This is a genomic window from Flexivirga oryzae, from assembly GCF_014190805.1.
Classification (GTDB): domain Bacteria; phylum Actinomycetota; class Actinomycetes; order Actinomycetales; family Dermatophilaceae; genus Flexivirga; species Flexivirga oryzae.
This window is the reverse complement of record NZ_JACHVQ010000002.1, coordinates 647,161-667,221: the sequence shown is the minus strand read 5'-3', so window position 1 is coordinate 667,221 and position 20,061 is coordinate 647,161. Positions and strand designations below refer to the sequence as shown.

Below are 20,061 nucleotides of genomic sequence, written 5' to 3'. Positions count from 1 at the left end.
GATGTCTCTTCCCATTCATCAACCAGATACGGGTTGCCCGCCGACCGGACCGTTCACCGGCACCGCGTTGACGGTGGCGACGAGTCAGGTCGATCCGCTTGGCCGGTTCTGGACACCCGTGCAGCGCTTCCTGTCCGGAAGCGGTGAGGCCCAGCGCAGCCCGATGGGCGACCGCACGGGATCTTTCTTCTCGCTCACACAGCGCAGTCGACGGAAGGGAGGGGCTTCATGGCGGACATCGTTCGTGCGGCAGATCAGGGCTGGGCCCGGCTGCAGGGGCTGCTCGGGCCGGCCGACGTGGAACTCCTACGGGCCGAACAACGTGGCGGCGATTTCGGCATGTTCGTCGAGCTGCATGTTGCACCAGAGGTTTTCGGTGTATGCCGACAGGCGTTGGCGCAGACGCTTGAGGCGTGGCCGAGCCTCCAGGCACGCATCGTTGCCGACGACGGGGGATTCGTTGCGGTGCACGACCCGGTCCGTGAAGTCACGGAACTGGAGCACGCGGCGTCGCTACGTGGCTTCACGATCCTCGCCGCTCGGGGGCAGCGGTTGCTGCACTATCACCTGGATCCGGAGCGCTGTGTTCTGGAACTGCTGGGGCACCATGTCGCGCTGGACGCCGACTCCCTTCGCGAGCTGGTGCAGGATCTGGACCGGGCGCTGGTAGCCGCTCCGCTCCCGCATCAACCGGAGTGGCCGTGGGAGTCGCGGCACGGTCATGTCGTGCTGCCCGAGGTGCCGTCGCTCGCGTCGGCGCGGTACCCGCAGCCGGGTGAGCACACCCAGCTCCCGCTCGACCGCGATCGTGTCGAGCGGGTGGACGCCCTCGCCCACCGCTGCGGAACCACCCCCTTCGCAGTGTTCTGGGCGGCGGGCGCGAGGCTCGGCTCGGCGCTCAAGGAGCCCTCCGACGCCGGGCCGAGCCTCGGTGCGGTCGTGAGTGACCGCACGGTTCGTGGTTTGGGGAGATCGGGCAACGCCACCCGTCATCTGAGCGTTGCGTTGGCTGCCGTCGTGGACACCGAGACCGAGGTCAGGGCGCGCTACGAGGAGTTCGTGCGCACCTGGGGCGGCAGGGCGGAGCCGTCCACCGGCGACCCGCAGGAGTTGCTGATCTCCATGTCCGGTCTGCCGGACACCGACGGTCTCACCGCGATCACAGGTGTGGACCTCGGTCCGTATGTCGTGAAGTTCGCACGACACGTTCAGCTCCAAGCGCACGACGGGCAGATCCGGCTCGAGTGCTACGACCAGCGTGGTGGGGCGCGACTGCTGGAGCGCTACCTGGAGCACTTGGACGCGCTGCTGGATCGGCGTGCGCTCGAGGCGCCGGCCCCGGTGGTCCCCGCACCGGTGCCCTGCCGCGAGGGCGGAACGACCCGCCAGGACACGGACGGTCCGCTCGACCGCATTCTGCACGCGGCGCCAGGGACCGACCTGCGGGACCTGCGCATCTCGTCCTTCGACGTGCTGACCGTGCTCGACGCCCTCGCCGACGAGCACGGGATCCGGGTCGGGGTCGAGGACTTCTACCGCTGGGAGGTCGCGGCCGACGTGCAGCAGCTGGTGCAACGACCGCAGGCCCCGGCGGACGACCAGCTCACCGCGCACCCCTCGGCGGCACCGCCACACGCGTCGGCAGCGGTGACGTTGCCCCATCTCAACGACATCTTCATCGACGCATATCGCCGCGGCGACGATGATCCGTACGAGGTCGAGTTCGCCTACCGCCTCGACGTGACCTCCCGTGACCTGCACACGACAACCGCAGTGGTACAGCGCGTTGTCGACCACCACCAAATGCTCTCCGCCCGGATCTCGTTCGGTCGGGGTGGGGTGATGTTCCTGCCGGGTGCCCCGCTCCGGGTCCGGTCCGTGCGAGCCCGTGGGTGGGAGGACGTGCGCGACCGTCGGCCGCTGCGGCTGCGTGCGGCAGGCCAACATCTCGCGGATCTGGCTGTGGCAGAAGTGAACCGGCGCACGTGGTTGTACCTCAAGCTCCATCATCTGCTCATCGACGACGCCGGTCTGCAGCTACTGCTGGCGGACGTCGCACGCGGTCTGCGTGGTGAGGAGCTGAGCGGGCGCTCGGACTGGAACGCATTGGCTGCCGGGCTGGACCGCGGCGCGCAGGCGGCCCGTCGCGTCTGGGATGCCGCCCCGATCGACACCGCCGAGTTCCCCCCGGCCGGACGCACGCCGACCGCCGGAGGCCAATTCCATCAGAGCGTGCTCGATCTGTCTGGAGGCACACTCGGCCTCGAGCTGCCAGGCGTCCTCGGCCCGATCACGCAGGCGTTGTCCGACTTCACCGGCCGTGACCGGGGAACCTTCGGTTCAGTGCACCACGGGCGGACGATCCCGGGCAGCGCACACGCGGTCGGCTCGTTCGCGCGGGTGCTGCCGATCCAGTACGACAGACACGACGGCGCAGTGCTCGAACGCAGCATTCGCCGGGTACTGCAGGGCCAGGCCGCAACCGCGGGAGACACCGGGTGGCCGAACGGAACAGCGTTCCCGATTGCGTTCCAAATACTGCGAGTCCGCCCGCTGTCCACCGGTCATGCCGAACGTGTCGAGTTCGGCGGGCGCACCAAGTTCGGCATTCTGCTCACGATCGTCGACGGTGGCGACGACCAGGTGTTGGAAGTCACCGTGGCGGCCGACGTCTACACGCCACCCGAGTTGCGCGAACTCACCGCCGCACTGTGCGCCCATCTACCGGGGTGCAGACCGACCGTGAGGGCTGCATGATGCGCGAATCACCCATCGTCGTGGGGTCGAAGATCCGGTCACGGCAGCCCATGACGGACACCCAGATCAGGATGTTCATCAGCCAGGGTGCAGCCTGCTACCGGTTGCCGTTCGCCTACGCACTGCACGGCGACGAACACGACATCGCGTCGTTGACCGCACGGGTCCACCGGATGCTGACGGCGCATCCGGGCCTGGCGAGCACGTTCGAGTATGACGGCAGGGGCTTCTTCCGCACGGCGCGGCCGGACCTGATCCGGCACGCCGTGGTCACCGATGCCGGTCCGGTGGAGTCGCTCTTCTCCTTCTGCGCCGACGAGAGCCACATCCCACCACTTGGCCCGAACGCTCTGCCCGTCACCGCATTTCGGTGCACTGTGGGCGGGCAGGCGCACCTCGTGCTGGAGTTCCACCACATCGCGGTCGACGGCATCGGAGCCGTGGCCGTTGAGGAGTCGCTGTTCCCTTCGGGCGGCGGCACGGTCGTCGAGGACGCGGAGCGGATACGGCTGGTCTACGAGCACGTTGCGGCGGCCGAGAAGAAGTGGCCACGGCGTCCCGCGGTCGCCACACTTCCGCTGCCGGGCGGCGGACCGCCGGCGCACGGTCCGGAGCTCGGCAGGCTCCGCGTCGACGTGGCGACGTCCTCGATCGCGGACCTCGCGCGCCGGCACCGAAGCTTCCCGCGCGTGGCGATCCAGGCCGCCTTCGAGGAGTGGCTGCACACCGTGGCCGCAGGCTCGTCGTACGTGTGGGTGTCCTCATGGCGCTACACGCTCGGCATCCGCGAGGTCGTGGCCAACCTCCCTGTCCTCGTGGTCGAGGAGGCGGGACCTCACGAGGACCTGCGGAGTCGCTGCACCGACCTGATGCTGCGGACCGCTGACCCGGTCCTGGAGCCGTCGACGGCGGTCGCCGCCACTGCGGATGTCGTCTTCTCCTACGAGGACTTCCGCTACCGCACAGGCCGATTCATCTCGGTGGACACGTATCCACGCTTCGCGCTCTATGCCCGGGCAGTGGTCGACGAAGGGACAACCACGATCCACCTGGAGTTCGACCGCTCGCGGGTCGATGAACAACTGGCGCGGAGCCTGCTCGCCCACCTGGACGAGACCCTCACCGCCTGATCACCGGAACCCAGTACGTCAAGGAGGAAGAATGAATATCGCCACCCGTCTGGAGGAGGTACTCCAGGACCCGGATGACCGCATCATCCTGCGGTCCGAGCAGCGATCGTTCAGCCGCAGCGAGTTCGAGCAGTTGACGCGTCAGGCCGCGGACGGCCTGGGTGCCGCCGGAACGACCACTGATGAGATCGTCGAGATCCACACCGACGATCACGTCGAGGCAGTGATCCTGATGGTGTCCGTGCTGCGTGCGGGCGGCGGCTTCTGTGTGGTGCCCCCGACGTACCCGACGGCGCGGGTGGAGCAGATCAGGCGCCGGACACGGCCGGTCGCCGTCGTCCGGAGTGTTGCGGACGCAGTCGAACTGCGGGACGGGACGACACGTGCTCTGCCATCGCGCCGGCCCGACCAGCTCGCCTACGTCATCTTCACCTCGGGGAGCACGGGCGAACCGAAGGCCGTCGAGATCACGGACCGTGGCCTGGCGAATCTGGCGACCCAACCCGGCATCTACCCGGGCGAGGTCATCGCGCACACGGCCGCGTTGCAGTTCGATGCGTGCATCTACGAGATTCTCGGCGGTCTCCTCAACGGTATGACGATCCAGGTCGTCGAACTGGACGATCTGCTGGACCGTTCCCGGGTGCGCCATGCGCTGCACGCCGTGGACACACTCTTCGTCACCACAGCGGTCTTCAACCTGCTCGCCGACCGAAGCCCGGAGGTGTTCGACGACCTCCAGCTCGTCCTGTTCGGGGGTGAACGAGTATCTCCTCGGCATGTGCGCAACGTTCTACCCAGATGCCGCGTCATTCATGTCTACGGCCCAACGGAGACAACGGTGTTCGCCACGTCCTACGAGATCGGCGATGTGCTCCCCGGGGAAGACGTCCCGATCGGCCGCGCCATGCAGAACATGTGCACTCATGTGCTGGACGAGACCGGTGATCCGGTGAACGGCGCCGATCCCGGCGAACTGGTCGTGGGCGGGCCCGGTCTCATGCGCGGCTACCGTGACGAGCCGGACATCACCGAACGGTCGATGATCACCCTGCACGGCGCCCCGCACTACCGCACCGGCGACCTGGTGACCTCGGCCGAAGGAGCGATGACCTTCATCGGTCGCCGCGACCGCCAGGTCAAAGTCAAGGGATATCGCATCGACCTTGCCGAAATTGAGCGCGTCGCAACAGATTTCGTCTGTATCAACGGACGTCGGTCAACGGCGACAGCGGTCACGGACAAGGGCATCGTCCGGCTGTTCATCAGCGGTTGCTCCGATCTGAGTGCGCTACGCCACCATCTGCGGGAGGTGCTGCCGTCATACACGGTCCCCGTGGTCACGCCGGTCGGCGCCATCCCGCTGACTCGTAACGGGAAGACCGACACCGGCGCACTGCTGGAGTTCGCACGTGAAATGACCCCGGGGCAGGAACGCGCGCGGGAACTCTTCGCCGCCTTGGTGCCGACCGGCACACCGTCCAGCACGTTCCTCGACCTCGGCGGCGACTCGCTGAGCGCAATGAACGCAGTCTGGCAGTTGGACGACCAAGGGGTGGTGGTCGACATGGGAGACCTGCTCACCCGACCGTTGGAGGAGGTGCTCAGCAATGTCGCTTGAGTCCGTGGTGGAAGTCCCGTTGTCGGCACGGGAACGTGAAATTGTCACTGCCTGTCTGATGAGCGATCACGAAGCCCCTTACAACGTGCCGGTATTCGTGGACTTCGACGAGCCGGTCGACGAGGAGCGATTGTTCCGGGCCGTGCGCATGACCGTTGAGGCCTGTCCTGAACTGTGTCGTGCGTTCCGGCGTGATGGCGTCCGGCTGTTCGCGACACCGGCGACCCCGGTCGTGGAGCGGGTCGAGGTCCTGTCGAGCCGGGCAATGAACGACGTCGGCGATCGGCGGATTCCCGTCCTGGACACGCCGCTGGTCCACGCAGCCGTGATCTCGGTACGGGACACCGGCCGAACCCGGCTGTACCTGAACGCGCATCATGCGGTCGTCGACGGCATCAGCCTTGCGCTGTTGTTGCACACCATCGCCGACGCATATCTGACGGGCGCACCACCGGCGTTCCCGCGGATCGCCGACGCGGCGGAGCATCACGCAGCACCCCGTGCCATCGTCGGCACCGAACACCTGGCCATGTCCGAATCATCCGAGGCAGCAGCGGCGTTCGTCACCGCCCTACACGGCATGCGCGAGGCGGGAGTCGGCACCGTACAGGTACGGCGCACGGTGCGCGCGCCCGAACGGACGGGGTTCGCCGCAAGCCTCGGTGCAGTGGTGCCGGCACTGTCGGTGTGGACCGACACCCGGAGCGTGCTGCTGTCCACCGCGCTCGTCGGACGCGACGCCGCACATCGTGCGGCGATCGGCAATTTCGTCCGGCTGCAGCCGCTCGTTTTCGATGTCGACGCCTGGCCGTTGGTCGAGACGCCGGTGCTGCGCAGGGAGCTCGGTTCGCTGGCCGTCGGCATGGCGATCCGTGCCACAGTTCCACTCTCGTCCGGCTCCGCGAAGCTGAGCGACCGGATCCCCGCGACATCAGTCGTCTTCGACTACGGGACACAGTCGCTCGTACCCCGGAGGATCCACGAGGACCTGCCGGGTCGCATCGTCGAGGACGACAGCTACGTGGATCCGAAGTACGGCCTGCACCTCAGTGTGGATCAGGACGGTGACGAGCAGAGCCTGACCCTGGTGGCCGAGGGCATCCCCGCTCACCGGCTCGAACAGCTCGCATGGCTCTACGCGCAGCAACTGCGATACGGGCCACTGCGATCGGCGCCGCCCGAGTCCTTCACCCACCCCACAGAACTGGCCGCTTCGGCCTGAGCAGGAGGAAAACATGTCAGCTGTCCCCATGACGTCCACGACACCGAGGGTCACCGATTTCCTGGTCACGGCAGTCTCACAACTCGTGGGTGCGGAGGTGAGTAGGGACGACAACATCTTCGACATCGGTGTCGAGTCCCTCATGCTCGTCGACCTCAAGGAACAGATCCTGGACGAATTCGGTGTCTCGGTGAAGTTCTCCGACTTCTTCACGAATTTCGAGATCGACTCACTGGCCTCGCTGATCGCCGAACGGGCGGAGGATGTCCGATGAGAATGACGCTGCTGTTGTCGGGGCAGGGCGAGACACCCTCCGCGGACGTGATCACCATGTGGCGCTGCGACGACCGCGCCCGAGCGGTCTGGGAGGAAGCCGCGGACACGCTGAAGGAACCATTGGACTCCTGGCTCGACCAGGGAGATCCGACGGATACCTACCGTGCCCAGGTGATTTCGGCGATCGGGTCGATGGCCACCTATGCCGTTGTCGCCCGGGAGGTGCCGATCGCGCCGAGCTTCGCGGTCGGCCACAGTGTCGGTGAGGTCGCTGCCCTGGGCATCTGCAGAGGCTTGAGCGTGAGCACGGTCGCGCAGCTGGTGGCCGCGCGCGGACGGGCGATGCACGACGCACTGCGATCCGCCGAGGTCCCGACCGGTATGCGAGCGGTCGTCGATCCGCCGGCGGAGCTCGCGGAGCTGGTGGCGGCGGCACCCCAGGTCTACGTGGCAAATCACAACTCCACCCGGCAGATCGTGATCAGCGGAACCCTGTCGGCACTGGACGACTTCGCGGCGACGTCCGGGCTGCGACTGCTGCCGTTGAAGGTCAAGGGCGCGTTCCACACCCCGTTCATGCAGGCGGCCGCCGACAGGTTCCGCGAGCTCGCCGCCCCACTCGATCTGGGTGAGAGCTTCGGGCCGGCGGTCATCCGCAACCGCACGGCAACCCCCTATCCGGACGACGCCGACCTGATCGACGAACTCGCCCGGCAGATCGTTGCTCCGGTCCGTTGGGCCGAGGCGTTGCGTTACGCGTACATGCACGGCAGCCAAGTCGCACTCGACCTGTCGTCCACGGGCATGCTCACCCGGATGGCGGGGTGTCCTGGCGTCCGGCACCTGCCCTCCGGCACCCCCGATGCCATCGACGCGGTGCAGCGCGAACTGCGTCACGTGCTGGCGGTCGAGGGCAGTTACGACCTCGCGGCTCGCGCGCTCGGGGCCATCGTCAGCACCCCCAACCATCAACCGGACAGGGAGCTGTACCGCGACCGCGTCATACCGGCGTACCAGGAGCTGCGAGCGATGGTCGGTCGGGCGGACCAGCAACCGGACCAGATCCTCGGCATCGTCGACGACGTGCTCCGGGTCAAGCAGGTCGACGAACAGCTCCGCGATCGTAAGATGTCCGAGTTGCGTTGGCGCGCAGCGCGGTTCGCCGCATGAGGAGACTCTGATGGGTATGCCGCTCGCCGTGATCGGTGTTGACGTGCAGGTGCCGGGAGGCGAGGGTTTCGCCGGCCTCACCGAGATGCTCGGTGCGGGCCGGGTCAACACCCGGTCCTTCCCGCAGCAACGGCTACGGGACTCACTACTGACCGGACGACCCGACGACTACTACGACGGTGGCTTCTTCGAGTCGATCGACCGCTTCGACCACCGTCGGTTCCGGGTGTCGTCGAAGGTCGCCGACCAGATGGATCCGTTCCAACGGTGGTGTCTGTCATCCGCGGTCCGGGCCGTCCAGGACGCCGGTGTCGCTCCGGGTGACGGTGTCGTCGGCGTGTATGCGAGTTGCAACGGTTTCCAGCAGGCGGTCTACGGCTCCACCCAGCGTGAGAACGGTGTCTCTCCGGATCTGCTGGCGGTGCTCAACTCCAGTGTCGCCGGTCGGATCAGCCATTTCCTCGACCTGCACGGACCGTCGGTGATGGTCGACACCGCGTGTTCGTCGTCGCTGTACGCCCTCACCGTCGCCGCCGAGGAACTTCGCGCAGGACGAGTCGACACCGCGATCGTCAGCTCCACCAACCTCTACCTCGACCCCGGACGTCGCGGTTCCGCGGCCGTGGACGTCGTGTCACCCACCTCGCAGGCCAGGGCGTTCGATCGCACCGCGGACGGAACCTCGATGGGCGAGGGGGTGGTCACGTTCGTGCTGAGGAGGGCCGACGACTGTTCGCCGGAGTCGGTCTACGCGCAGGTGGAGGCCTGGGCCGTGACCCAGGACGGCCGAACGGCAACCATGTCCTCGCCCAACCCGGCCGCCCAGGTCGCTGCGCTCGACCAGGCATGGACCGGGTCCGGCCTGGACCCGGCGGAGTTGGGTCTGCTCGTGAGCCACGGCACCGGCACGTCGGTCGGGGACGCGATCGAGGTGGAGGCGCTGCGCACGGCGAGTCCGTTTGCCGATCTGCAGCCGTCCTCAGTACCGCTGATCTCGGTGAAAGCACATCTGGGGCACCTGGATTCGACATCCGGCCTGATCTCCGTCGCTGCCGCGATCGGCGCACTCAACACCCGTCGAGTGCCGTCCCATCCGGCGTTCGTGACTCCGTCGGACAGCTCCGAACTCGTCGAGTCGGCCTTCTTCATCCCGACCATGACGGGGACACCACCATCGGGTGCGCTGGCCGGCGTGAGTTCGTTCGGCATGACCGGCACCAATGTGCATGTGGTGGTCCGGGGTGGGCGACGCCTGCCCGGCCCGGCTGCCGACATCGGCGAAGAACCGGTCCGGCACTGGTTCACCCCTCGGCGCAACACCTTCGAGCACAGCGGCACTTCGCACGTTCACGCGCTCGGGGTGTCGTCCGCGAGTCACACCATCACCCCGGACCGTGACTGGGAGATCAGCGAGCATCGGGTGGGCGGCGCACCGATGATGGTGGGAACGGCCATCCACGAGGTGCTCGCCGGGCTGCTTCCGGGGAGCGGGTCGTCGCTGCTGGAGTACGACGTGGTCGACCTGTGTATGGCGGGGCCGTTGGCCTCGACCGCGGCGTCGGTCGACCTGGTCGCCGCCGTCGAACATCGGACAGGAAAGGGCGAAGTCCGTTTCCGGGTGGCGGAATCGGGTTGGCAGCCCTGGGTGACCTTCACGTTGCACCCGACCGAGTGGATCGAGCCCCTCACCGCCGAGCCTCCCGCCTTCGACGGGCTCGTCGACATACCGGTGACCACACAGGTAGGCGACGACGAGCGCGTCGCGGTGTCCGAACGGTGGGCGGTGACCCGACGCCTGGCACAGGCACCCGACCGGTCCCGGGTCGTCCTGCTGTTGGAGGTGCCGGCGCGCTTCGTCGACGAAGCGCGTGACTACCGCTTCTGGCCCCCGATCCTGGACGCCGCGTTGAACGGGTCGAACGCGTTGCTCGTCCCGGACGAGGTGCTGCTCCCGTGGGTTACCGATCGCGTCCGCTACCACGTCCCTGCGCTGGAGGGGCACCGGTTCACGGCCAACATCGTCCACCGGGGGACCGTCACGGACGAACTGGGCAACGTCATCGTGACCGTCGACGCCGACCTCTGGAACGAATCGGGTCGCTGTGTCGTGTCGGTTCGAGGGCACCGTGTCAAGAATCGTCCCGCTGTCGGCGACCGGTGCACGATGCAGGACCTGATGTTCGAGACGTGCGCCCCGGACCGGGCGACGAAGTCTCCGGAGGCGGCGACGATCGTCCTGCCTGCCGGAACGGACCCCGCCCGGTGGCAAGCCGACGGCCGTCGGACGATCTCGGCGCCAGACGCACGGAACGTCCATGACTGGGGTGAACACGTTGCGCTCGTGCTCGCCGACGATGGCTCATCCCTCGGCCGCCAGTGCCGTGCCGTGGGAGACACGCTGCTCAGCATCCACCAGGGATCCACCACCGAGCTGGTCACCGTCGTCGCCCCGGGTGCGTTCGCGACCGGTTCGGCTGCCGACGCCCGGCTGACCGCGATGGCGCAGACGGCATACTCACTGCGCACCGAATTCCGTTTCGCCGTGCGAGTGTTGGATGCGCCGGCGGACCCGCGTTCCCTGCGGTTGGCAGAGGCGTTGGGCACCGATGGCATCTTCCGTGTCGATCCCGAGCGTGGGTCGGACGTGGTGGAGACCGGTCGGCTGCGGGAGGTCGGACTCGCCGTGCAGCCGTGGCCACAGGACAAGACCGGCACGGTCCTGATCGCAGGGGCCAGCAGCGGAATCGGGCAGGCCTACGCGAACTGGCTGGCGGCGCACTACCCACAGCTGCGCGTGATCGGGTGCGGTCGGCGGCAGCTGGATGCCGACGGTTCGGGCTTCGAATACCTGCGAGCCGATGTGTGTGATCCCGTGCAGCTGGAGCAGTTGGCGCGTATGACGGGCCCGGTCGACCTGATCGTCAGCTTCGCCGGTCTGGCCGCCGGGGGACTGTTCGTCACCAGCGGCCCGGAGCAGTTCGAGGCGTGTATGGCGCCCAAGGTCCAGGGACCGCATCTGCTGGCCGCGGCGTACCCGGAGTGCCGCGACATCGTGCTGATGGGTTCGGTGGCCGGATATGTCGGCGCCATGGGTCAGGCGGAGTACGCCGCCGGCAACGCCTACCAGAGCGGGCTGGCGCAGTCGGCGGGGCCGTTCCGGTGCCTGAATCTGGGCGGCTGGTCCGAAATCGGCATGTCGGCGGATCTCATCGATGAGCTGTTCGTCAAGACGCGGCCGGAGGAGGGATTGCCGATGGTGCACACGTTCGTCATGAGTGACCGGCCGGTGGCGTCCCTGTTCGACACACTCGCCGGGGCGGACGACTACTCCATCCTCTTCGCCGCACCCGGTCGTGTGTCCGCCGCGGTGGCGCCGACTCCTTCGAGCCCTGCGGGATCGCCAACCAACCCAGGGGCATCGATCACGGACCGGGACGGCCTGCGCAGTGCGGTCCTCGGTGCGTGGGCCCGAGTCCTGGGCGAGGACACCTACGCCACTGATGTCACGTTCTTCGAGTACGGGGGCGACTCGATCTCGGTCGTGCAGTTGTGCGACGAGTTGAGCCGCGAGTTTCCGGACCTCTTCGACGTGACGACCCTGTTCTCCTGCTCGACGGTCGACGACCAGGTCAGCTGGGTGGAGCAGGCGCTGCAAACCGACCACGACCCGGCGGACACGGCCGCCGACATAGACGCGATACGACGCCTTCTCGATTCGAACGGAGGTTCCCGTTGATGGAACTCGCACAGTACTTGTACTCCCAGATCACTTCGGGTCAACTCGACGAGGCGGAAGGTCGGCGCTACATCGGGCAGGTTCTACCCAGCGACATCGCCGTCGTGGGTATGTCCTGCGAATACACCGGTGCCGACTCAGTTTTCGGATTCGAGGAGATGCTGCGCAGTGGCCGCAACGGCTTCCGGTCCTTCCCCGAGTCCCGCAAGCAGTACTTCCCGAGGGACCATCGTTACCTGGTGGACGCCGCCCGGGTGTCCGGACGCGACGCCGAGGAACTGTTCCAGGCGATGTGTGGCCAACCCGGTGCCTACCTGGACGACGTCGACCAGTTCGAGCCGGGCTTCTTCGACATCGCGGAGAACGAGGCGACGTACATCGATCCGATGCACCGGCTGGTGCTGAAACACCTGCACCTGGCGATCGAACACTCGGGAATGACCCGTGAGGAGATCGTCGGTTCCCGCACGGCGATCTATGTCGGTAAGGACCGGTCGATAGCCGGCTCCTACGCATCCGAGATCGAGGCGGACTCCGATCTGGTGAACCCGGGTACCTGGGAAGGGATCCTGGCCAGTCGGCTGAACTACCTGTACGACCTGCAGGGCGGTTCGCTGGTGGTCGACACCGCATGCTCGTCCTCACTGGTCGCGTTGCACATCGCCAAGAAGATGTTGCGGGACAACGAGATCGACATCGCACTCGTCGGTGGCATCGCGCTGGGTATGGCGCCGCGCCAGGGTGAGGTCTTCGGTGACTACGCCAGCGTCGAGACCGCGCGCGACCATCTCAAGGTCTTCGACCGGGCGTCGTCGGGAACGATCTTCGGCGAGGGAGTGGGCTTCGTGATGCTGCGTCGGCTGCCGGACGCCGTGAGTCGTCGCGACAAGGTCTACTCGTTGGTGCGGGCGACCGGCATCAACTCCGACGGTCGCTCCAACGGGCTGACCGCACCCAACCCGAAGGCCCAGACCAACCTGATCCTCGACACCTACTCCGCCGCGGCGATCTCCCCGGAGACCATCGACTACGTCGATGCACACGGGACGGGCACCAAACTGGGCGACCCGATCGAGATCCGTGGACTGACGGACGCATTCCGCACCGGTGGCGTCGCGTCCTACTCGACCTGTGCGCTGTCCAGCCTCAAGGAGAACATCGGCCACACGGTCGGAGCGGCCGGAGTCGGTGGTCTGATCAAGATGTCCCTCGCGCTCAACTCGCGGATGATCTATCCCGCAGGCGGTTTCGAGGTGCCCAACGACTTCATCAAGTTCATCGACACACCGTTCTACGTCCCGAACCAACTGTCGCACTGGGAGTCGCGTGACCACCCGCGGCGCGGCGCCATCAGCAGCTTCGGCTTCAGCGGCACCAACGGGCACGCCGTGCTGGAGGAGTACCCGGCGGACCGTCGGGATCCACAGACGGGGACCGAGTTCCCCTTCCTGCTCAGCTCGCCGACCGGTGCCCAACTGATGCAGGTGATCGACGGTTTCCTCTCGCACGAAGAGCTCATTCGCGAGAATCTCCTCGCCGACATCGCCTACACCCTGGTATGCCGCCGGCGGCGCTACGCCAGCAGTGTCGGCTTCACCGCCTCGTCACACGAGGAGTTCTTCGCCTCGTTGCGAACTGCGCGGGCGGCGCTCGCCGCCGGTCAAGCGGCCGACGGCATCTTCCTGGGGGACGGGACGGCCGACGGACCCGCCAGCAGGTCGACGGAACTGCTGCGGGCGAGGATCGCCCAGCACCCCGAACTCTTCAGCCTGCAAGAACGGCTGGAGCTGGAGGCCGCCGAGGGTGACGGCTTCCTCGGGGAGGGCGACTTCGGCGACGCCCGGGTGTGCGGTCTGCCGGGGCACGTCTTCGACACACGGCGCTACTGGGGGACGGTGAAGAAGTACAACGTCTACCAGGCCGACAACGCTCTGAGCGGTACGCCGGTGGACGGGCAGCTGCTCACCTCCCGGCTGCTGTCGACACCGTCGACCGATCTCTACACCATGCAGCTCGACCTCGACCGCTGGTTCTTGACCAATCACCGGATCGCAGGCCTGCCAACGCTGTCGGGGACCGCATACACCCAACTGGCGGCCGAGCTGGCGCAGCTGCACTTCGGCACGCCGCGTTACGAGCTCACCAAGATGATGTTCCAGAACCTCATCCAGGTCACCGAGGCGCGGACCGTGCTCGTGCAGGCGACGAAGAGCGCCAAGGGCCAGGACCGCGGTCTGGAAGTGGAGGTGTTCTCGCAGACCGACGACGCCGAGGCGCCGTTCATCACACACGGTTCGTTCCGTCTCGCACCGTTGTCGGACGACCGGATCGACATCGGTCCGGGTCCTGCCGACCCGGGACCGGACGCCGTCGCCTCCAACTGGTCCGGGAACGATGAGGAGGACAGCGGCGGCATGCGCTTCGCCGGACGCTGGGACGTCCGCAAGAACGAGATGGTCCTGGACGCGCTGACGCCGTCGGATCATGTCATGCGGTTCACCCTCGCCCCGGAGTTCCGCGAGGACCTCACCGACTTCCACATCTCGCCCGCGCTGCTCGATCTTGTGGCGGGAGTCGTCAGCTGGGAGCGCAGCACCGCGACCGGCCGCACCTACCTCCCGTTGTCCTACGGTGCGCTGCGGTTCACCGGTCTGCCGTTCACTCCGACCGTTCGGTCGCGGACCAAGCTGCACTACGACGTGGCCTCCGACCCGCTGGTCGCGGTCGCGGACGTGTGGATCTACGACGACCAGGGTCGCCTCGTCGTCCAGTTGGAGCGCTACGCGATGCGGGCGTTCACGGGATCGGCGACGAGCCACACGACGACGTTCCACGAGGTCTGCCTGGAGCCGATCGAGTCGCCGGCGGAGTGCGAGCTTCCCGCGTCCGTCGCTGTCGTCGACAGCGCGGGTCGGCTCGGAGACTTCACCGGTCTGCCGCAATGGCAACGGATCGGCGCCGATGAGGTGGCCGGGCTGCCGGACAAGCTCGATGCGCTGGTCCACGTCAGCCCGGCGATGGACGGCGGTGACGTGGCAGCGTTCGAGAAGGCGCTGCGCGACGTCCTCACCGTCGCCAAGGCCGCTCCCCGCGCCCTGCGGGCCGGCGGCAGGCTGGTCTTCCTCACCCGTGACGGACTCGCCACCGGGACCGGTTCGGCGGACCCGTTCGCGTATGCCGTGTCCGCCGCGGCGCGAGTGATCCAGCTGGAGAACCCGCGGCTGACCACGGTCGCGATCGCCGACCCCGAGCTCGACCTGCAGCGAGCGGTCCGGCTGGCGTCGGCAGAGGCTCTCGCCGGACGCAAGGTCCTGGTCGGTGCCGACGGCCTCCTGGGCGAGGTTGTCCGAACCCGACGCGGTGCCTTGCCGGACCGTCAGCTTCCCGAGAACGCAACGGTCCTCGTGACGGGTGCGTTCGGTGGTGTCGGCACGCAGTACCTGACCGCGTTGTGGGAGCACTATCGGGCGTCGGTCGTCGTGCTGGGGCGGCGTGACGCGACGGACCTGCTCGACAGCGACGACGCCGACGACCGCGCACGCGGCGAGCAGATCGGCCGGCTCGTCGACGACGGTATGTCGCTGCGCTTCGTCCGCTGCGACCTGTCCGACGACGCAGCCGTCCGCGAAACGATCCGGTCGCTCCGCGAGGAGCTGGTTTTCGATGCCGTCGTTCATCTGGCCGGTGTTCCCGAGGACGGCATGCTGTTCCGCAAGGAGTGGGAGGACCTTCGGGCGATCGTTGCGCCGAAGGCGGCCGCGGCGGCGGTGCTGCTGGAGGAACTGGCCGGACAGCGGCCGCAGTTCCTCGCAGCCTCCTCGATGACCACGCTCGCGGGAGCGCCCGGTCAGTTCGGCTACACCTTCGCGAATGCCTACCTGGAGGGTCTGGCACGTGCGACGGACGGTGCCGGCGTCGTTCGGTGGCCGGGCTGGAAGGAGACCGGTATGGCGACCCGGTTCGGCGTGGACTCCGCGACGGACGACGCCTTCCTGTTGCGGGCGCTGCCGACGGATGAAGCCGCAGCCTACGTGCGAGAGACCCTGGGACGGTCGTTCGTCGATGTCGTCGCTGGGGAGTTCACCGCCTCGGCGCACGAAACACTCTCTCCGTGGATGGGTTTCGAGGCTTCGTCCGCGGAACCGGCGCCGTCCACCGAGTCCAGCGGCACGGCGACCGCTGCGGGCGTCGACACCGAGTCCGCGGAGCAGAACGGCCTGGTCATCCGCTCCTTCGACGAGCTGAAGATCACCGGTGCGGATCGTGAGTTGAGCGACATCGAGAAGCTGGTCGCGGTGCTCTTCGCTTCCGTGCTCGAGCGCGACGAGATCGATGTGCGGGCCAGTTTCACCGATCTGGGTGGTGACTCGCTCAAGGCGTTCAGCATCTACACCCCGTTGGTCGAACAACTCGACGTGGACCTGGAGGTGGCCGACATCTTCATCCATTCCACCGTGCTCGAGCTCAGCGCGCACGTCCGCGAGATGCAGGAGGGCTGAGCGATGCCGGTTGACTCCCGCAGGTTCGGCGCGGTCATCACCGACGTCGCAGCGGTCCACGCGTCGACGACCAGATCGGCGGCAGAGGTACACGCCGATCGCAGTGAGTCGATCTGGCAGCTCCGGTCCGCGCGTTTCAATCGCGAGCTGCAGCGGATGGGTGGCGCCGGGCAGGTGGCGGCGCAGCCGTTCCGCGGGATCTACCTCGAGGACCCGGTCGGTGCAGCGCCGTCGGAGACGGCCGCGGGGCTGCCGGAGCCGATGGTGAGCACCGGTGAGCGGATCTCGCTGCATCTGGTGGAGACCTTGACCAGGAACGCGCCGTCGGCCTCGAAGGCGATGCACGTGGTGACCGCGGACCCGCTGGAAGACATCGCGAAGCAGACGTTCGTGACAGCGGCCGGCGCGACGATCCCGCCGGAGCAGTTCGGCACCTTCTTCGATCCGCTCGGTCTGTACGGAGCGGTCCCTGGTCTCGGCCGGCCGTCGGTGAGCCGTGTGGTGGAAGCATCGGCGTCGGGAGTGGTCGGACTGGTGGACGCGGCCGAGCGGGTCACGGCGACCAACGGCGGCGCTATCGTCACGGCCGCGAGCGGGAAATCCGTCGCGCTGCCTTTCGAGACCACACCCGTCGGTTTCGGCGGCCGCCGCGACGGGCTCCCGTTCACCGAGAACGCCACCGGCCACTACAACGCGGAAGGTGGCGTGGGCCTGCGATTGATGGACGCCGACGGGTATGACGGCCCGGTTCTCGCTCGTGTCGTCGGCGCGGCACACGGCACCTTCGGATCGAGCGTGGTCAACCGGCAGGTCGTCACGGCCGTCGTGCTGCGCGCGCTCCGGTCGGCCGGGGTGGACGAGGGGACGCCGGTCTTCGTCGATCTCTACGGTCGCGGCAACCGGATCGATGACAGCGCCGAACTGGCGGCGATGGAGCGGGTTCGGGCGAAATTCCCACTGCTGCAGACCGGTTACCTGAAGGGCGACACGCACTACGTCATCGGTGCGCACGGCCTGCAGGGCCTGGTCCGGCTGCTGCAGCGACGAGCCGCAGGTGACGCGGTGGACGATCTCGCCGCGCACCCTTCCGGTGCGGTGTTGTCCGGACGGCCCGTCGAGCATCTGGCCGCGAACCCGGCCGACTTCGACGTCTTCGTCTTCGTCGCCTATTCGGTGCACGGCAGCTGCGTCGCCGTCGTCGTCGACCTGCGCGGCACCGACCGTGGCACGCGCCCTGCACGAGCCGGGGAGGTGGCTGCCTGATGAGCCAGCACCTGGTCTGCTTGCCCTTCGCGGGCTCCCATCTCGACCCGTTCCGCGCCGCGCGCGCTGTGTGGGAGTCGAGTGTCGCCGGACTGCGCAGCACGAGCATCACCTATGCGGGGCACGGCAACCGGATCGGTGCTGAGCCGCTGCCGAGCATCGTCGCGATGGCGCACGACGCCTTGGAGAAGGTCCTGACGGACCGGGCGGCGCGGGACATCACCGAACCGGTCACCCTGCTGGGCTACAGCATGGGTGCGCTCGTCGCGTACGAGTTGTCGCAGTTGCTCGAGGATTTCGGCGTGCCGCAGATCGGGTTGCTCGCGATGGCGTGTACTCCGCCGGCCCGGATCCACGGCACGGGCCTGCAGTTGGACAGTGACGCCGATCTCCTGTCGCACTGTGAGCAGTACGGCCTGATCGATGCTGCGACGTTCACCGACGGTGTATTGCGTGCGCTGCTGCTGCCCGCCCTGCGCAACGACATCCTGGCCGTGGATCGCTACCCGGGTGCGGCGCGCGGGCAGCGCAGGCTGCAACCCGGAACCTCCGTGACGACCTTCAACGGCCGTGCGGACCGCACCGTCGAGGACATCGCCGAGTGGTACGAACTCACCGACCGGCGGGGCGACGAATACACCTACGACGCCGGGCACTTCTTCCTGACCGAATGCGCCGACGCGCTCATCGGAGACGTCTCGGACACGCTCACCAGACTCAGCGAAAGGACCCACGTATGAACGACTTCGCCACTGCCTTCCGTCACTCGGTGAGTGAACACTCCGACGCGATCGCACTGCGAGAGGGTGATCGGGCGGTCACGTATGCGGAGCTTGCCCGGCTCGCGGGTGGTTACCGCGACGCCTGCCTGCGCCGCGGCGTGACGGCCGGTCGCACGGTGATCCTGCAACGACCGCGCGGGATCGACGCCATCGCCGCGATGATCGGGATCCTCCTCGCCGGAGGCGCCTACACCGTCATCGGGGAGAGCTACCCGCAGCACCGGCGTGCGGCCATGATCGAGGCCCTCGATCCAGTCCTCACCATCGATGAGGGATTTCAGCCTGACATCGAAAATGCTTCTTCAGCAGAGGATTTCGTTCGCCAAGCGGATTCATTGATGTATGTCGTCTTCACGTCCGGGACCACCTCCGCACCCAAGGCGGTCGGCGTACCCGACCGCGCCGTGCTGCGGCTGCTCGCCGACCCGAGGATCGGGCTGGCCGCCGGCGACCGCATCACCCACGTGTCGCCCATCGAGTTCGACGCGTCGGTGATCGAGCTGTGGGGCGGACTACTGAGCGGGATGGAGGTGCTCTGTGTGCCACCCCGGGACGTCATCGATCCGTTCGTGATGCTCGAGATCATCGAGCACCGTGCGGACGTCATGTGGCTCACGACATCGTTGTTCAACTTCTTCGTCGATCGCCGCCCCGAGGCGTTCCGTGGCCTGCGGCGGGTGTTGGTCGGCGGAGAGGCGCTGAGCCTGCACCACGTCAACAAGGCACTGCCGTATGTCACGGTCGTCAACGGTTACGGGCCGACCGAGAACACCGTCTTCACCACGCTGGATGTGATGACAGCCTCCGCGGTCAGCGAGATCCGGATCGGCACGCCGGTCGCCGGCACCGAGGTGATCGTCGTGGACGAGGCGGGGAACGCCGCGGACGAGGGTGAGCTGCTCGCGCTCGGCGACGGCCTCGCACTCGGTTATCTCAACGATCCGGACAAGACTGCGCGCAGCTTCGTCGACCTCGCCGGGCGCCGCGCATACCGCACGGGTGACTTCGTCGCTCGCGGGCCGGACGGGCGGCTCGCCTACCGGGGACGGATCGATTCGCAGGTGAAGGTGAGCGGCTACCGCATCGACCTGCAGGAGGTCGAGCACGCGTTCCTCGAGTGTGGAGCCGGCACCGCGAAGGCGTTCGTCGACGACGGCCGCGTGCAACTGGCGGTGACCGAGGGTGGGGACTCCCTGCGCGAAGCGGCCGCGGACTTCCTGCCCGGCTACATGCAGCCCCAACAGATCCACCTGGTCGACGTCATCCCGACCAAGCCCAACGGCAAGGTGGACCTACCGGCGCTGAAGGCGCTCATCGAGCGCAGGCTCGCCGGGCCCTCCGCGACCTCCGTCCGAACGGTGATCGCCGAGCAGCTGGGCGTCGCGGTACACGCGGAAGACGACGATTTGTTCGTCCTCGGTGCGGACTCCATCGCGATCTGGACCCTCGTCGCCGCGATCAACGACGAATTCGGCACTGAGCTGACGCTTTTCGACGTTCTGCTCGACCCGAGGATCAGTTCCCTGGAGGCGGCCACCCAGCAGGTGGCACCGCCTTCGGCCGCTGCCTGAACCCACCGTGGCCACGCGTACCCACCATCGACCA

11 protein-coding genes are annotated in these 20,061 nt (G+C 67.5%); all 11 read left to right on the top strand.

The window, feature by feature from the left end; all coding sequences use genetic code 11:
• Positions 1-228 precede the first annotated feature (228 nt).
• Genes FHU39_RS16160 through FHU39_RS16110 form a run of 11 tightly spaced genes read left to right on the top strand, consistent with a single transcriptional unit; the run spans position 229 to position 20,027 of the window.
• Positions 229-2,757 (top strand): condensation domain-containing protein, encoded by a 2,529-nt coding sequence (locus FHU39_RS16160; RefSeq protein WP_183321595.1) that lies wholly within the window; start codon positions 229-231, stop codon positions 2,755-2,757.
• A complete protein-coding gene (locus FHU39_RS16155; protein WP_221185560.1) occupies positions 2,730-3,887 on the top strand; it encodes a hypothetical protein in 1,158 nt (385 codons plus the stop codon). The genes FHU39_RS16160 and FHU39_RS16155 overlap by 28 nt, the downstream gene beginning before the upstream one ends.
• 31 nt (positions 3,888-3,918) lie before the next feature.
• Positions 3,919-5,508 (top strand): non-ribosomal peptide synthetase, encoded by a 1,590-nt coding sequence (locus tag FHU39_RS16150; protein ID WP_183321593.1) that lies wholly within the window; start codon positions 3,919-3,921, stop codon positions 5,506-5,508.
• Positions 5,498-6,730 carry a condensation domain-containing protein gene (locus FHU39_RS16145; RefSeq protein WP_281379744.1) on the top strand — a complete coding sequence of 411 codons (1,233 nt, stop codon included), beginning with the start codon at positions 5,498-5,500 and terminating at the stop codon, positions 6,728-6,730. Before FHU39_RS16150 ends, FHU39_RS16145 begins: the two co-directional genes overlap by 11 nt.
• 13 nt (positions 6,731-6,743) lie before the next feature.
• Entirely contained in the window at positions 6,744-7,004 is a 261-nt protein-coding gene (locus tag FHU39_RS16140; protein ID WP_183321591.1) for an acyl carrier protein, read from the top strand.
• Positions 7,001-8,176 carry an ACP S-malonyltransferase gene (locus tag FHU39_RS16135; protein WP_183321590.1) on the top strand — a complete coding sequence of 392 codons (1,176 nt, stop codon included), beginning with the start codon at positions 7,001-7,003 and terminating at the stop codon, positions 8,174-8,176. The genes FHU39_RS16140 and FHU39_RS16135 overlap by 4 nt, the downstream gene beginning before the upstream one ends.
• A 10-nt stretch (positions 8,177-8,186) precedes the next feature.
• Entirely contained in the window at positions 8,187-11,912 is a 3,726-nt protein-coding gene (locus FHU39_RS16130; RefSeq protein ID WP_183321589.1) for an SDR family NAD(P)-dependent oxidoreductase, read from the top strand.
• Positions 11,912-16,411 carry a beta-ketoacyl synthase N-terminal-like domain-containing protein gene (locus FHU39_RS16125; protein ID WP_183321588.1) on the top strand — a complete coding sequence of 1,500 codons (4,500 nt, stop codon included), beginning with the start codon at positions 11,912-11,914 and terminating at the stop codon, positions 16,409-16,411. The genes FHU39_RS16130 and FHU39_RS16125 overlap by 1 nt, the downstream gene beginning before the upstream one ends.
• 3 nt (positions 16,412-16,414) lie before the next feature.
• Positions 16,415-17,674, top strand: a complete 1,260-nt coding sequence (locus FHU39_RS16120) for a beta-ketoacyl-[acyl-carrier-protein] synthase family protein (protein WP_183321587.1) — start codon at positions 16,415-16,417, stop codon at positions 17,672-17,674.
• Positions 17,674-18,414, top strand: a complete 741-nt coding sequence (locus FHU39_RS16115) for a thioesterase II family protein (RefSeq protein WP_183321586.1) — start codon at positions 17,674-17,676, stop codon at positions 18,412-18,414. Before FHU39_RS16120 ends, FHU39_RS16115 begins: the two co-directional genes overlap by 1 nt.
• Entirely contained in the window at positions 18,411-20,027 is a 1,617-nt protein-coding gene (locus FHU39_RS16110) for a non-ribosomal peptide synthetase (protein WP_183321585.1), read from the top strand. Before FHU39_RS16115 ends, FHU39_RS16110 begins: the two co-directional genes overlap by 4 nt.
• The last annotated feature ends 34 nt before the right edge of the window (positions 20,028-20,061 follow it).